Below are 13,619 nucleotides of genomic sequence, written 5' to 3' on the forward strand. Positions count from 1 at the left end.
GACCGTTGATGACCTATTCCAGCCCCTCTTCGCCCAGCAGGTGCCGCCCCTGACGATCCTCAACCTCGATCACCCAGAGGTCGGGGTCAAAGCTGCGCTGACGTTGGATGGCCGCGTCCACCTCGGCCTCGGCACCACAGGACAGTTCCACCCATTTGCGATCCCCGCTCATCAGGTCGAAGCTGCGTTGGAAGGCAACGGCCTGACCATCCAGCGTGTTGAGCTTAACCAGAACCGCACCCGCCGTGTCGTCGCCATGGGCGACGACAAAGGCCGGAATTTCCTGAAACCGCAGCCGCGCCAGATAGGCGTGGACCCAAAAATCAGCCGTCAGGCGGGTCATGTATTGCCGTCTTTGAAATCCAGACCCATCTCGGAATACCGCTCGGATTCCTCCAGCCAGTTGGGCCGAACTTTCACTTGCAGGAACAGGTGCACCTTGCGGTCCAGAAACTCTTCAAGCTCCGCCCGCGCGGCCTGGCTGACGGCCTTGATCGTCTCGCCACCCTTGCCCAGAACGATGCCCTTATGCCCGTCGCGCACCACATAGATTATCTGATCGACGCGGGCCGAGCCGTCCTTGCGCTCCTGCCAGCTCTCGGTCTCGACGGTCATCTGATAGGGCAGTTCCTGATGCAGCCGTAGGGTCAGCTTCTCGCGCGTCATCTCGGCGGCGATCATGCGCATGGGCAGGTCGGCAATCTGGTCTTCGGGATAGAGCCAGGGGCCCTCGGGCAACTCTCCGGCCAACCATTTGCGCAGATCGTCCACGCCATGGCCACGCTCCGCCGAGATCATGAAGGTCTCGGTAAACGGGTAGCGGTCGTTCAAATCACTGGTCAGGGCAAGCAGCGCCCCGGACTGGACTTTGTCGATCTTGTTGATCGCCAGTGCCACCTTGCGGCCTTTGCCGATGTCAGCCAGCCCGTCCAGGATCGCTTCGACCCCTTCGGTCACGCCGCGATGCGCCTCGACCATCAAGACAACGATATCAGCATCCGCCGCACCGCCCCAGGCCGCCGCGACCATGGCGCGGTCCAGCCGGCGGCGCGGTTTGAACAGGCCCGGCGTATCGACAAAAACAAGCTGTGCGTCGCCCTCCATCGCCACGCCGCGGATGCGCGCGCGGGTGGTCTGCACCTTATGGGTCACGATCGAGACCTTGGCCCCCACCATGTGGTTCAACAGGGTGGATTTGCCTGCGTTGGGCTCTCCGATCAGGGCGATAAACCCGGCGCGTGTGGTCATTGTTTTTGCTCCAGCTTGTTCAGCAGGGTTTTGGCCGCCATCTGTTCGGCCTGCCGTTTCGACCCGGCAGTGGCCTGTTCTTCTGTGCCGTCCTGCAGCCGCGCGGCGATGGTGAAAACCGGGGCGTGATCAGGGCCTGCACGCGCAATCTCCACATAAGAGGGCGGTGTCTGGCGGCGCGCTTGCGCCCATTCCTGCAACGCTGTCTTGGCGTCGCGGGCATCATCCTCGACCTGATGGATACGCTCGCCCCAAAGCCGCAGAATCACGGCGCGGGCGGCCTCGAACCCGGCATCCTTGTAGACGGCGGCGATCACCGCCTCCATCGCGTCACCCAGCAGCGCCTGCTTGCGGCGCCCCCCCGACTTCATCTCGGACCGACCCAGTTTCAGAACCGTGCCCAGATCAATCTGGCGTGCCACATCGGCACAGGCTTCCTTGCGCACCAGCGCGTTGAAACGCGGCGCCAGCTGCCCTTCGGTCGCGGTCTTGTCCTCCTCCAGCAGCGCCGTGGCCATCACAAGGCCCAGCACCCGGTCGCCCAGAAACTCCAGCCGCTGGTTGTCGCTGCGTGTGGCCGACGAGATCGAGCCATGGGTCAACGCGCGCACCAGCAGTTCGGGCCGGGAAAACTCATGGCCAATCCGCGCCTGAAACGCGATCAGGTCCGCTGAGAGTTTCAATCGATCCTCTTGAAGAAACGGTCGCTGCGCCAGGTCCAGAAGAACAGCATCGAGCGGCCCGCGGAAGAGAACATGACACGATCCGCGCGACCGATCAGGTTTTCATAGGGCACAAAGCCGACGCCGCCCGCAGATTGCGGCAGGCGCGAATCGCTGGAATTGTCGCGGTTGTCACCCATGAAGAAATAGTGCCCCTCGGGCACCGTATAAACACCGGTATTGTCCGAGGCCTGATTGCCGATATTCAGGATCGTATAAGACACGCCATTGGGCAGCGTCTCGATATAGCGCGACTTGGTACAGGTGCCGCCCAGCCCAACGGGGCCGTTTTCGCAGCGCGGGCGCAGGCCCTGCGGCCCTTGCGGCTCATAGGTTTCTTCGAATACGCCATCGGGTTCCAGCCCCACGGCGGTGCCGTTGATATGCAAAACGCCCTGACGGATCTGGATACGATCGCCCGGCATGCCGATCACGCGTTTGATGAAGTCATGGCCCGTGGTCGGGTGGCGAAAGACCGCAACATCGCCACGCTCGGGTTCACCGCCAAACACGCGGGTATTGTCGCCATCAATGAATCCGCAGATGTTCTGGGCGTCGATATTGATGCCGATGCCCGGCATCATCAGGTTCGGGCAAGAGGCATAGGAATAGCCATAGGACATCTTGTTCACGAACAGGAAATCGCCGATCAGCAGCGTCTCTTTCATCGAGCCCGAGGGAATCCAGAACGGCTGAAAGAACAGCGTACGGAAAATCCCCGCAAAGAGCAGGGCAAAGACGATGGTCTTGATCGTCTCCCAGACGGCATTTCCGGATTTGGCTTCGGTGGCCATACTGCTCTCCGATTTTTTTCTGATCGCGCGCTACATGCGGGGCGGGCCGGGGTAAGTCAAGGGCACGCCCTCGTCATCCAGGGGCCGCGCCTCGATCACCACAAAGGCCTGCGCCCAAGGGTGGTCATCGGTCAATGTGACATGGATGATCGCCTCGTGCCCCGGCGGCGTCATTTCGCGCAACCGCTCGGCGGCCCAGCCGGTCACCTGCATCACCGGTTGTCCGGTCCTGAGATTGCTGACCGCCATGTCCTTCCAGGCGATGCCCATGCGCAGGCCCGTGCCCAGCGCCTTAGAGCAAGCCTCTTTCGCGGCCCAGCGCTTGGCGTAGGTACCAGCGGTATCGGCGCGATGTTCGGCCTTGCGCTGCTCGATATCAGTGAAGACGCGGTTGCGGAATCGGTCGCCGAACCGGTCGAGCGTACCCTGAATGCGGTCTATATTTGCGAGGTCTGTGCCGATGCCCAGGATCATTGGTTGCGTTTTTCCTTGCTGAGAAAGACTGCATATCCCCGCCTTACACCCAAGATGAAAGCGTAACGGCAAAGCACGAAAGAAACGATTGTGCAAAGCGCGAGTTCAGCGCCCAAAAGGTACACGCCTTTGTTCCCGCCAGAAGGTTTCGGAAGCTCGCCGAACACAAACGCAAGGGCACAAAGCACCAGCACTGCAATCAATGTGGTTAAAACCATCTGTCTGGCAATAATCCAGCTTTTGAACGAGGGACCGCAAGGCTTCCCGCGGATGCCTCTAATCATTCCGTAAGACACGGCAGCAAAAACAATAGCGCCCCCAAGCGGCAACGCCAAAAAAGGCCATTCAAACTCGAACCCGCGTTTAAGCCAGCTGAACCCAATCAAATTACCGAAAACGAGACTCATATAGCCGAGGCGATCCAAGCCGACACCCTCGTGTGATACAAACAACGCCTTCAGAGGATTCATAGCCCTCAAAACTCGCATTACGATAACCGCACCGTCAGGATTTTATAGCTCGCCACCCCAAAGAACCCCGCAAAGGCGAAGTCGAACCAGCGCCGGGCGCGGCGATATGTGCGGACCATGTGGGCTGACGAGAACAGGAACGCATAGCCGATGAAGATCAGCAGCGAGCCCACATAAAGCAGGCCGAAATAACCCAGAAGCATCATCAGGCCCGCATCGCTCGGCGCGACGATGGCATAGATCGAACCCCAGCTGAGGATCGCCTTGGGATTGGTCAGGTGGATGGCCGCGCCCTTGGCGAAGATGGCGGGCAGCGTGCCGGTGACCGGATTGCCCAGCGCCACCTCATCCGAACGCATGGCCCGGCGCAGCGCCTTGAATGCCAGCCAGCCCAGATAGGCAACGCCGACATAGCGGATCACTTCGAACACCCAGACATTGGCCAGCATGATCGCCGACAGGCCCAAGGCAGCCGCGATGCCCCAGGCGGCTGATCCCGCGCAGATGCCGAGTGCAAAGGCCAGACCGGCGGTGCGGCCTTCGTTCATCGCTGTTCCCGCAATGCCCATTGTCGCCGGGCCCGGAGAGCCCCCGGCCATCAGCCAGGCAAACCAGATGGCAATAAACGCCGGTGTGATCATACGCGTGCCTCATGCAACGGGCGGTGATATTTGCAGCTTGTCATCTTGCGAAGGCCGACTTGATCAGGCCCAGACCGGCGATCGCGAATAATCCGGCGACGATACCGTCAATCCAGCGCCGGAACCGGCGATATCCGGTCATCATGCCGCTGACCGAAAACAGCAGTGAATAGAAGGCATTGTTGAGGAAGCCCGCAGCGATGCAGGCCAGAGTCGCCACCACGACGGAGACCACCCCATCCTCCGGGCCAAGGCCAACGGACAGCGCCGCCATCCATGCAATGACCGATTTCGGGTTGGACAGGTTGAGGATCAGCCCGCGCCAGAACCACCGGCCTTTGCCCGGCAGCGACACCTTTCCGGCATCCGGCCGCAGCGCAGACCGCCCCGATTGCCAGGCCAGCCACAGCAGATAAAGGCCGCCCAGCACCTTGAGCACCATCAACACATAGAGCGAGCTTTGCAGAACAGCGCCCATACCGCTGGCCGCAACCAATCCCCAGAACACCAGACCGCAGGACAATCCCGCGCCATAGACAAGGCTGGTCCTGCGACCAAAGCTCATCGCAACAGCCGCGTTTGAGATATTCGCCGGTCCCGGCGAGACGGCGACAACAAAGAAGGCAAGCGCAGTTATGGCAAGGGATGCCAGATCGATCATGCCCGCGCCTCATCCATCAGGCGGCGCATTTCGGCGATCGCGGGGGTGAGGCCCAGAAAGATCGCCTCGCCGATCAGGAAATGACCGATATTCAACTCTCGCACTTCGGGAAAGGCCGCGACCGGTTTCACGGTGTCATAGGTCAGCCCATGCCCGGCATGCACCTCAAGCCCCAGAGAATGAGCGAAGGCGGACATCTCGCGCAGCGCCTCCAGCTCGCGCGTGGCCTCGTCCGCGCGGCCTTCGGCATGCGCATCGCAATAGGCGCCGGTATGCAGCTCGATCACTTCGGCGCCGATGCGATGGGCGGCTTCGATCTGGCGTTTGTCAGCGGCGATGAAGATCGACACACGGCAGCCCACGTCGCGCAGGGGGGCGATGAAATGGGCCAGCTTGTTTTCCTCGCGCGCCACTTCCAGCCCGCCCTCGGTCGTGCGTTCCTCGCGCTTTTCGGGAACGATGCAGACCGCGTGCGGCTTGTGGCGCAGGGCGATCTTCTGCATCTCGTCGGTGGCCGCCATCTCAAAATTCAGCGGCACGGACAAAACCTCCATCAACCCGTCGATATCGGCATCCGAGATGTGGCGGCGATCTTCGCGCAGATGGGCGGTGATACCATCGGCACCCGCCTCTTCGGCCAGTTTCGCGGCGCGCAATGGATCGGGATAGGCCCCGCCACGCGCATTGCGCACGGTGGCCACATGGTCGATATTCACGCCCAGCCGCAGATGAGTGTCAGACATGTCAGTTGTCCCTGTTTCGTTTTCCAGAGGACACTAGCGAGGTTTGATCAGCGGCGTCACCCTCTGCCTCGGCCTTTTTGCGGATCGCTTCGAACTTGGCCTTGATCTTGGCGCGGCGGCGCTGCTGATAGGCGCGGATCAACGGCACGGACAGGTAATAGCAGATCGCCCCGGCAATCAGGCCCGGCACGATGCCACCGATCATGTAGGGATAGAAAATCTCGTCGAAGAATACCTCCAGCCCGTGCCAATGGGCCTTGCGGTCGGTGAACATCGCGACGCAATTGTCCCATAGGTCGCTGCCCGCATCGGCAAACTTCTCAAGCAGGGAATTGCTGACCCGTTCCTTGTATTTCGTCCCCAGAACGAAATGCCCGGTCTGCAACGAGATCACCCCGATCGGCACATAGGTCAGCGGATTGCCAAAGAATGTCCCGCTGAGCGAGGCCAGAAAATTGCCGTTGATCAGGCGCGCGCAAAGCGCGGCGATCACGAAATGCAGCCCGTAAAACGGCGTGAACGAGGCGAAGACCCCGGCGCCGATCCCGCGCGCGATGCGTTCGGGCGAATCCGGCAGACGCCGGACGCGGTGCTTGACATAGTGAAACGCACGGGTCCAGCCGCCGCGCGGATACAGGAATTCCGAGACGACCTGTACGGGCGATCGGCGATCTCGGCGCTTGAACACCACGCTGTGTCGTCCTTTCCCTTGCCCGTCAGGGCCTTATCCCGCCTCGACCCGTTTTCGGGCCTTTTCCCGATAGCGTTCGACCGAGGCGACATCGCTTTCGGCCTCCAGCATCAGCATCAGGGAATGCAACTGTTCCAGATCCCTGATTTCGACACTGATCATCAATCGGTAAAAGTCAGGTTTGCGGTCCAGAAATTCAAGGTTCGAGATATTGGCCTTTTTCTCTCCGATCAATGTGCAAATACGCCCGAGCACGCCCGCATCATTGCCAATCGTCAGATCCAGCCCCGCCCCATAGACCGCCGGATGGGTGCCCGAATGCCAATGCAGATCGACCCAGCGCTCGGGCTGATCCTCGAACTCGCTGAGGCGCTCGCAATCGATGGCATGCACGACCACGCCCTTGCCGCGATAGGTGATGCCAAGGATACGTTCGCCCGGCAGTGGTTGGCAGCACGTGGCGCGTTCAAAGCTCTGCCCCGGTTCCACACCGATCACTGCGCGCCGGGGCGAGATTGCGTCGCCCTCATCGGGGGCCAGATCGGGATAGACCGATTGCACCAGCTCATGCCCGGTCAACTCCGCACTGCCTAGACGCGCCAACAGCTCGCCACGGTCCTTTAGGCGCAGATGCCGGGCCGCAGTGTCCAGAACCTTGTCGGTCACCTTGCGGCCCACATGTTCAAAAGCCGAGCGCGCCAGTTCGTGGCCCAGTTTGATGAACCGCTCGCGGTCCACCTCGCGCAACGCGCGGCGGATCGCCGTACGGGCCTTGCCGGTTACCGCGATCTCAAGCCAGCTGACCTGCGGTGTCTGGCCTTCGGCGGTGATGATATCCACCGATTGCCCGTTCTTGAGCCGCGTCCAGAGCGGCACGCGGATGCCGTCTACCTTAGCCCCCACACAGGCATGGCCGATGCGCGTGTGGATCGCATAGGCGAAATCAATTGGCGTCGCCCCGCGTGGCAGTTTCACCACATCGCCCTTGGGCGTGAAGCAGAAGACCTGGTCGGAATACATCTCAAGCTTGACCGCTTCGAGGAAATCCTCGTGATCCTCTTCGCTGTCGAACTGTTCGGTCAGGTTGGCGATCCACTTGGCCGGGTCGACCGCAAAGGGGTTTTCCGAGCGCACACCGTCGCGGTACGACCAGTGTGCCGCCACGCCGGTTTCGGCCACATCATGCATCTGACGGGTGCGGATTTGCACCTCGACCCGTTTGCCGTCGCGGCCTGACACAGTAGTATGAATCGAGCGATAGCCGTTGGATTTCGGCTGGCTGATGTAATCCTTGAACCGCCCCGGTACCGCGCGCCAGCGCTGATGGATCGCGCCGAGGGTACGATAGCAATCCTCCTCGGACCCGGTGATGATGCGGAAGCCGTAGATATCAGACAGCCGTGAGAAGCCCTGATCCTTTTCCTGCATCTTGCGCCAGATCGAATAGGGTTTCTTGGCACGGCCGAACACCTCAGCCTCGATCCCGGCCTTTTCCAGTTCATGCCGCATGTCGCCGGTGATGCGATGGATCACATCGCCGGTTTCGCGTTGCAGCATGATGAAACGGCGGATGATCGACTGGCGGCCCTCGGGGTTGAGCACGCGAAAGGCCAGGTCCTCCAACTCTTCGCGCATCCATTGCATACCCATGCGGCCCGCAAGAGGCGCAAAGATATCCATCGTCTCGCGCGCCTTGATCACCTGCTTTTCCGGGCGCATCGCCTTGATCGTGCGCATGTTGTGCAGCCGGTCGGCCAGCTTGACCAGAATGACACGCAAGTCCTTGGACATCGCCATGAAGAGCTTGCGGAAATTCTCGGCCTGCTTGGTCTCAAGGCTGGTCAATTGCAGGTTGGTCAGCTTGGTGACGCCATCGACCAGCTTTGCCACCTCATCGCCGAACAGGTCGGCCACCTGGCCGTAATTGGCCTTGGTGTCCTCGATCGTGTCATGCAACAGGGCAGTGATGATGGTGGCGTCATCCAGCCGCTGTTCGGTCAGGATCGCGGCAACGGCAACAGGGTGCGAGAAATAGGGCTCGCCCGAGTGACGCAGCTGCCCCTCATGCATTTCACCGCCGAATTCATAGGCGGTGGCAATCCGGTCTGCATTGGTTTTGGGATTGTAGTTGCGGACCAGCGCGATCAGGTCGTCAGATGAAATCATCCGGTCCGCATCCTTCCAGGCGGCAGGCTTAGCCCTGGCCCTGGGCCTCCATCAGCGCGCGCAGCAGCTTTTCCTCGGACATGTCGTCTTCGGCGGGCTTGTCGGATTCGGCGCCCATCAGCAGCGCCATCTGATCGTCTTCCGGCTCATCCACTTCGATCTGGGTCTGGTTGCTTTCGATCAGGCGCTCGCGCAGCTCATCGGCGCTTTGCGTCTCATCCGCGATCTCGCGCAGCGACACGACGGGGTTCTTGTCGTTGTCGCGGTCCACGGTGATCCCTGCTCCGGCCGAGATTTCGCGAGCACGGTGTGCCGCCAGCATAACCAGCTCGAACCGGTTCGGTACTTTGTCTACGCAATCTTCAACCGTTACGCGCGCCATCAGTGGCCTCCACAGTGCAACCCAGGTCAGAAGCGCTGTATCTAAGCCCAAAATGACCTGTTGACAAGCGGGAAATGGGGCCAGCCGATGCTCAGATCGGCACGACCTCGGCGCGGTCTTCCTCGGGCAGCGCCGCCAGCATCTCACGCACCGTTTTCCCCAGCACCGGATGGCGCCATTCCGGCGCAATATCGGCCAGGGGCACCAGCGCAAAGGCCCGGTCCTGCAAGCGCGGATGGGGCAGGATCAGCCGGTCAGGTGCGCTGCGCGCCTGTGTTTGCGGGTCAAGCGCGTGCCAGGCCCGAAACATATCGAGATCAGGCGCCACCCGGTCCCCGGCAAAGACCAGATCCATATCCAGCGTCCGCATACCCCAGCGCTGCACCCGCTCGCGCCCGAAACGGGCCTCTACCGCATGCAACTCGCTCAGGATTTCCTGCGGCGCGGCATCCGTTTCAATCAGGATCGCGGCGTTCACGTAATCTGGTCCCGCGCCTGCGGGAAAACATGGGGTTGAGTAAAAGCGGCTCACCGCGCGAATCACCACGCCCCCGGCGGCAAGCGCCTGGATTGCGTGACCCAAGGTCAACTCTGGCGGGTGATCTTCGAATTTCAGGTTGGCGCCCAGCGCGACACATGAAATTGACCGGATTTCGGTCACTTTTGGCCTCGGAATTAATGTTTGCTCCACTTGCTATATATGACAGTTGTCTTACATTTAAGACCATCATTCCGCCGCATTTGATCACTCACGGGAATATTTGGCGCGATGATACACACCGGAAGGAACAATTATGTTTTATAAGGACGAACGGCTGGCGCTGTTCATCGACGGCTCCAATTTGTATGCCGCAGCCAAAGCATTGGGCTTTGACATCGACTACAAGCTGCTGCGTCAGGAATTCATGCGCCGAGGAAAGCTGTTGCGCGCGTTTTATTACACCGCGCTGCTTGAGAATGACGAATACTCGCCCATACGGCCACTGGTCGATTGGCTGCACTACAATGGATTCACCATGGTGACCAAGCCAGCCAAGGAATACACCGACAGCATGGGGCGTCGGAAGGTCAAGGGCAACATGGATATCGAACTGACCGTCGATGCCATGGAACTGGCACCGCGTGTCGATCATATCGTGCTGTTTTCGGGCGATGGCGATTTTCGCCCGCTGGTGGCCAGCCTGCAACGTCAGGGCGTGCGCGTCTCGGTTGTGTCGACCATTCGCAGCCAGCCGCCGATGATCTCGGACGAGTTGCGCCGCCAGGCCGACAATTTCATCGAGCTTGAAGAGCTGAAGGATGTAATCGGTCGCCCTCCGCGCGAGATGCCCGCCGAAAGCCGGAGCGTGGTCGCGGCCACAAGCTGACCTGACGGGCAAACGGACAACATAGTAAAGGCGCGGCCGGGCCACCCCGGACCGCGCTTTCACTATTGTTAGGTGCTGAAAATACCGCCCTGATACCCGCAGGCCATGTCAGATTCGTGACAAACCCGCCGCAAGGCGTGCGAAGCGCTGGACCAACCCCACCGAAAGCCTTACCTGTCCCCGGCAAGGAGATGCCGCGATGACACACCCACCTCTGACTCTCTATCTGGCCGCGCCGCGCGGGTTTTGCGCCGGTGTCGACCGGGCCATCAAGATCGTCGAAATGGCGATCGAGAAATGGGGCGCACCAGTCTATGTGCGCCATGAAATCGTGCATAATAAATTTGTGGTGGACGGCCTGCGCGCCAAAGGGGCCGTGTTCGTAGAAGAGCTGGAAGACTGCCCCAATGACCGCCCGGTGATTTTCTCGGCCCATGGGGTGCCCAAGGCGGTGCCCGCTGAGGCGGAAAAGCGCCAGATGATCTATGTGGACGCCACCTGCCCGCTGGTCTCGAAAGTGCATATCGAGGCGCAGCGGCACGCCGATAGCGGCTTGCAGATGATCATGATCGGCCACAAGGGCCACCCCGAGACCATCGGCACGATGGGGCAATTGCCCGAAGGCGAGGTGCTGCTGGTCGAAACGGTGGAAGATGTGGCGCAGATTGCCGTGCGCGACCCCGATAAGCTGGCCTATGTCACCCAGACCACGCTGTCTGTGGATGATACCCGCGATATCGTGGCCGCCCTGCAGGCCCGGTTCCCGCTGATCGTGGGACCACATAAAGAAGATATCTGCTACGCCACCACCAACCGTCAGGAGGCGGTGAAAGAGGTGGCGCCGAAGGTGGACGCTCTGCTGGTGGTGGGCGCGCCGAACTCGTCCAATTCGCGGCGTCTGGTCGAGGTCGGTGCCAAGGCGGGCTGCGCCTATGCTCAACTGGTGCAACGCGCCGATCAGATCGACTGGCGCGCGCTGAAGGGCATCCGTTCCGTCGGGATCACCGCAGGGGCCTCGGCCCCCGAACTCTTGGTCAACGAGGTCATCGACGCCTTCCGCGCCCGCTATGACGTGACGGTCGAAATGGTCGAAACCGCTGTCGAGAACGTGGAATTCAAAGTGCCCCGCGTGCTGCGCGTCCCGGCATGAGCCGCATTCCCACCGCACCTCTGCTGTTGGCCCTTGCCGGTCTGATCCCTTTTGTCTGGGGCGCTGCCACCTACCTGAATGGTGGGTTGCAGACCTGGGGCGCAGCGCATCTGGGGCCGCGTTTCGTGGGCCCCTACGTGCAACTGTTCTATGGCTCTGTGATCCTCAGCTTCATGTCCGGCGTGCTCTGGGGCTTTGCCACCAAGACATCCGGTAGCCGCGCCGCAACCGGCTATGCGCTCTCGGTCCTGCCCGCGCTCTGGGCGTTTTTCATGACCGGCGGCGGGCCGGTCAGCGCAGGCATGAATCTGATCTTCGGCTTTGCCGGGCTGCTGATCCTCGATGCCGCCTTTTCGGCTTGGGGTCTGACACCGCAATGGTGGATGCGGTTGCGCATTCTGTTGACGGTGATCGTGATCGCCTGCCTGTCAGTAGGAGTGTTCCTGTGAGTGACGACACGCTGCGAATCTATAATGAAAAAGCCGGTGAATACGCTGATCTGACCAGCGATTACAGCGACCCGTTGCTGGACGATTTCATCGCGCGCCTGCCGCAAGGGTCAACCGTCCTCGATCTGGGCTGCGGCCCCGGTGATGCAGCAGCGGCCATGGCCAGAGCGGGCCACAAGGTCGATGCGCTGGATGGCTCCGCCGAGATGGTGGCGCTGGCCGACACCCATCCCGGCGTCACCGCAAAACTTGCCACCTTCGAGCAATTGCAGGGCAGTGACCTTTATGACGGGGTCTGGGCCAATTTCAGCCTGCTGCATGCGACCCGAGATGCGTTTCCCGCCCATATGGCCGCGATCAAAGACGCACTGAAGCCCGACGGGCTGTTCCATATCGGGATGAAGCTGGGCACCGGCGCCGGTCCCGACCGGTTGGGTCGCTACTATACCTACTACACGCAGGAAGAGCTTGAGGATCGGATGATGGAGGCCGGTTTCACCCTGATTGACCAGCATTTCGGGGCTTCCGAAGGGCTGGACGGGCAGATGGCCGACTGGATCGTGGTGCGCGCCCATGGCTGAGCTGTTTGCCTATACCGATGGCGCCTGCTCCGGCAATCCCGGCCCCGGTGGCTGGGGCGTGCTGATGCAGGCGATGCGGGGCGACACGGTGATCAAGGAGCGCGAGCTAAAGGGCGGCGAGGCCCTGACCACCAACAACCGGATGGAATTGCTGGCCGCGATCGCGGCGCTTGAGACGTTGGAGAGGGCCTCGAAGATCACCATCGTGACCGACAGCGCCTATGTGAAGAACGGCGTCACCGGCTGGATTCACGGCTGGAAACGCAATGGCTGGAAAACCGCCAGCAAGAAGCCGGTCAAGAATGTCGAACTCTGGCAGCGGCTGGACGAAGCGCAGCGCCACCATGACGTGACCTGGGAATGGGTCAAGGGCCATGCCGGACACCCCGAGAACGAACGGGCGGACGAATTGGCACGCGCCGGTATGAAGCCCTTCAAGCCCGGAAAAGCCAGCGCATGACGCTGCTGTCGCTACTGGATTACGGCTCGGTGCTGATCTTTGCGCTGACGGGCGCGCTGGTGGCGAGCCGGGCGCAGCTTGATCTGGTGGGCTTTGCCTTCATGGCCAGCCTGACGGCAGTGGGCGGCGGCACGGTGCGCGACGTACTGCTGGACCGCCACCCGGTCTTCTGGGTCGCAAACCCCACCTATATCCTGATTGCCACGGGCGCAGCGGTGCTGGTGTTCTTCACCGCGCATCTGGTCGAGAGCCGCTATAACTGGCTGGTCTGGCTGGACAGCTTCGCGCTGTCCATCGCCGTGGCCGCAGGGTCCGGCGTGGCCCTGGAACTGGGTCAGCCGCCGATGATTGTCGTGCTGATGGGCATGATCACCGGGTGCCTTGGCGGATTGATGCGGGACGTGGTAAATGATGAGCTGCCGCTGGTGCTGAAACAGGGGCAGCTCTATGTCTCCTGCGCCTTTGCCGGAGCCTGTGTTGCAGTTCTGGCCAACTGGCAGAGCCTGCCCGAGATCGTAGTCCTGGCCGCCTCTGCCGCCACCTGCTGGGGTCTGCGGGCCGGGTCGCTGCTGTTTGGGTGGCAATTGCCGGTTTACAAATCGCGCCCGCCGCGCCAGTAG

The 13,619-nt window shown here is 61.4% G+C and carries 19 protein-coding genes; 6 read left to right on the top strand and 13 right to left on the bottom strand.

The window, feature by feature from the left end; translation table 11 throughout:
• Positions 1–13: 13 nt before the first annotated feature.
• From AB1E34_RS00755 to folK, 13 genes are all read right to left on the bottom strand, one after another.
• Positions 14–343: a DUF1491 family protein gene (locus tag AB1E34_RS00755; protein WP_372570430.1), complete on the bottom strand. Its 330-nt coding sequence runs from the start codon at positions 341–343 to the stop codon at positions 14–16.
• Entirely contained in the window at positions 340–1,248 is a 909-nt protein-coding gene (gene era / locus AB1E34_RS00760; protein ID WP_372570431.1) for a GTPase Era, read from the bottom strand. Before era ends, AB1E34_RS00755 begins: the two co-directional genes overlap by 4 nt.
• Positions 1,245–1,931: a ribonuclease III gene (gene rnc / locus AB1E34_RS00765; protein WP_372570432.1), complete on the bottom strand. Its 687-nt coding sequence runs from the start codon at positions 1,929–1,931 to the stop codon at positions 1,245–1,247. Before rnc ends, era begins: the two co-directional genes overlap by 4 nt.
• Positions 1,928–2,764, bottom strand: coding sequence for a signal peptidase I (gene lepB / locus AB1E34_RS00770; protein ID WP_372570433.1), 837 nt, complete (start codon positions 2,762–2,764; stop codon positions 1,928–1,930). The genes rnc and lepB overlap by 4 nt, the downstream gene beginning before the upstream one ends.
• A 30-nt stretch (positions 2,765–2,794) precedes the next feature.
• Positions 2,795–3,238 carry a holo-ACP synthase gene (acpS, locus tag AB1E34_RS00775; RefSeq protein ID WP_306198016.1) on the bottom strand — a complete coding sequence of 148 codons (444 nt, stop codon included), beginning with the start codon at positions 3,236–3,238 and terminating at the stop codon, positions 2,795–2,797.
• On the bottom strand, positions 3,235–3,708 hold the full coding sequence (locus tag AB1E34_RS00780) for a hypothetical protein (RefSeq protein WP_372570434.1): 474 nt from the start codon (positions 3,706–3,708) through the stop codon (positions 3,235–3,237). The genes acpS and AB1E34_RS00780 overlap by 4 nt, the downstream gene beginning before the upstream one ends.
• A gap of 17 nt (positions 3,709–3,725) precedes the next feature.
• A complete protein-coding gene (locus AB1E34_RS00785) occupies positions 3,726–4,349 on the bottom strand; it encodes a LysE family translocator (RefSeq protein ID WP_372570435.1) in 624 nt (207 codons plus the stop codon).
• Between the two features lie 40 nt (positions 4,350–4,389).
• Positions 4,390–5,010 (bottom strand): LysE family translocator, encoded by a 621-nt coding sequence (locus AB1E34_RS00790; protein ID WP_372570436.1) that lies wholly within the window; start codon positions 5,008–5,010, stop codon positions 4,390–4,392.
• Entirely contained in the window at positions 5,007–5,753 is a 747-nt protein-coding gene (locus AB1E34_RS00795) for a pyridoxine 5'-phosphate synthase (RefSeq protein WP_372570437.1), read from the bottom strand. Before AB1E34_RS00795 ends, AB1E34_RS00790 begins: the two co-directional genes overlap by 4 nt.
• A 1-nt stretch (position 5,754) precedes the next feature.
• Positions 5,755–6,444, bottom strand: a complete 690-nt coding sequence (locus AB1E34_RS00800; protein ID WP_372570438.1) for a DUF2062 domain-containing protein — start codon at positions 6,442–6,444, stop codon at positions 5,755–5,757.
• Between the two features lie 33 nt (positions 6,445–6,477).
• Positions 6,478–8,610 (bottom strand): RelA/SpoT family protein, encoded by a 2,133-nt coding sequence (locus tag AB1E34_RS00805; RefSeq protein WP_372570439.1) that lies wholly within the window; start codon positions 8,608–8,610, stop codon positions 6,478–6,480.
• A 28-nt stretch (positions 8,611–8,638) separates the two neighbouring features.
• Entirely contained in the window at positions 8,639–8,992 is a 354-nt protein-coding gene (gene rpoZ, locus AB1E34_RS00810; RefSeq protein WP_306198029.1) for a DNA-directed RNA polymerase subunit omega, read from the bottom strand.
• A 91-nt stretch (positions 8,993–9,083) separates the two neighbouring features.
• On the bottom strand, positions 9,084–9,653 hold the full coding sequence (gene folK / locus AB1E34_RS00815) for a 2-amino-4-hydroxy-6-hydroxymethyldihydropteridine diphosphokinase (RefSeq protein ID WP_372570440.1): 570 nt from the start codon (positions 9,651–9,653) through the stop codon (positions 9,084–9,086).
• 133 nt (positions 9,654–9,786) lie between these two features.
• Between folK and AB1E34_RS00820 the strand changes: the two genes are divergently transcribed.
• From AB1E34_RS00820 to AB1E34_RS00845, 6 genes are all read left to right on the top strand, one after another.
• A complete protein-coding gene (locus tag AB1E34_RS00820; RefSeq protein ID WP_372570441.1) occupies positions 9,787–10,359 on the top strand; it encodes a LabA-like NYN domain-containing protein in 573 nt (190 codons plus the stop codon).
• A 199-nt stretch (positions 10,360–10,558) separates the two neighbouring features.
• Positions 10,559–11,509, top strand: a complete 951-nt coding sequence (gene ispH, locus AB1E34_RS00825; protein ID WP_372570442.1) for a 4-hydroxy-3-methylbut-2-enyl diphosphate reductase — start codon at positions 10,559–10,561, stop codon at positions 11,507–11,509.
• Positions 11,506–11,958, top strand: coding sequence for a DUF3429 domain-containing protein (locus AB1E34_RS00830; RefSeq protein ID WP_372570443.1), 453 nt, complete (start codon positions 11,506–11,508; stop codon positions 11,956–11,958). Before ispH ends, AB1E34_RS00830 begins: the two co-directional genes overlap by 4 nt.
• Entirely contained in the window at positions 11,955–12,539 is a 585-nt protein-coding gene (locus AB1E34_RS00835; RefSeq protein WP_372570444.1) for a class I SAM-dependent DNA methyltransferase, read from the top strand. Before AB1E34_RS00830 ends, AB1E34_RS00835 begins: the two co-directional genes overlap by 4 nt.
• Positions 12,532–12,999, top strand: coding sequence for a ribonuclease HI (rnhA, locus tag AB1E34_RS00840; RefSeq protein ID WP_372570445.1), 468 nt, complete (start codon positions 12,532–12,534; stop codon positions 12,997–12,999). The genes AB1E34_RS00835 and rnhA overlap by 8 nt, the downstream gene beginning before the upstream one ends.
• Complete coding sequence (locus AB1E34_RS00845) at positions 12,996–13,619, top strand: trimeric intracellular cation channel family protein (RefSeq protein ID WP_372570446.1); 624 nt, start codon at positions 12,996–12,998, stop codon at positions 13,617–13,619. Before rnhA ends, AB1E34_RS00845 begins: the two co-directional genes overlap by 4 nt.

The organism is Ruegeria jejuensis, from assembly GCF_041537905.1.
Classification (GTDB): Bacteria; Pseudomonadota; Alphaproteobacteria; order Rhodobacterales; family Rhodobacteraceae; genus Ruegeria_C.

Bases quoted from the DNA above. Each gene is read 5' to 3' on its own strand.
- AB1E34_RS00755 (WP_372570430.1), bottom strand. From the start codon at position 343: ATGACCCGCCTGACGGCTGATTTTTGGGTCCACGCCTATCTGGCGCGG.
- era (WP_372570431.1), bottom strand. From the start codon at position 1,248: ATGACCACACGCGCCGGGTTTATCGCCCTGATCGGAGAGCCCAACGCA.
- lepB (WP_372570433.1), bottom strand. From the start codon at position 2,764: ATGGCCACCGAAGCCAAATCCGGAAATGCCGTCTGGGAGACGATCAAG.
- acpS (WP_306198016.1), bottom strand. From the start codon at position 3,238: ATGATCCTGGGCATCGGCACAGACCTCGCAAATATAGACCGCATTCAG.
- AB1E34_RS00780 (WP_372570434.1), bottom strand. From the start codon at position 3,708: ATGAATCCTCTGAAGGCGTTGTTTGTATCACACGAGGGTGTCGGCTTG.
- AB1E34_RS00785 (WP_372570435.1), bottom strand. From the start codon at position 4,349: ATGATCACACCGGCGTTTATTGCCATCTGGTTTGCCTGGCTGATGGCC.
- AB1E34_RS00790 (WP_372570436.1), bottom strand. From the start codon at position 5,010: ATGATCGATCTGGCATCCCTTGCCATAACTGCGCTTGCCTTCTTTGTT.
- AB1E34_RS00795 (WP_372570437.1), bottom strand. From the start codon at position 5,753: ATGTCTGACACTCATCTGCGGCTGGGCGTGAATATCGACCATGTGGCC.
- AB1E34_RS00805 (WP_372570439.1), bottom strand. From the start codon at position 8,610: ATGATTTCATCTGACGACCTGATCGCGCTGGTCCGCAACTACAATCCC.
- rpoZ (WP_306198029.1), bottom strand. From the start codon at position 8,992: ATGGCGCGCGTAACGGTTGAAGATTGCGTAGACAAAGTACCGAACCGG.
- AB1E34_RS00820 (WP_372570441.1), top strand. From the start codon at position 9,787: ATGTTTTATAAGGACGAACGGCTGGCGCTGTTCATCGACGGCTCCAAT.
- ispH (WP_372570442.1), top strand. From the start codon at position 10,559: ATGACACACCCACCTCTGACTCTCTATCTGGCCGCGCCGCGCGGGTTT.
- AB1E34_RS00830 (WP_372570443.1), top strand. From the start codon at position 11,506: ATGAGCCGCATTCCCACCGCACCTCTGCTGTTGGCCCTTGCCGGTCTG.
- rnhA (WP_372570445.1), top strand. From the start codon at position 12,532: ATGGCTGAGCTGTTTGCCTATACCGATGGCGCCTGCTCCGGCAATCCC.
- AB1E34_RS00845 (WP_372570446.1), top strand. From the start codon at position 12,996: ATGACGCTGCTGTCGCTACTGGATTACGGCTCGGTGCTGATCTTTGCG.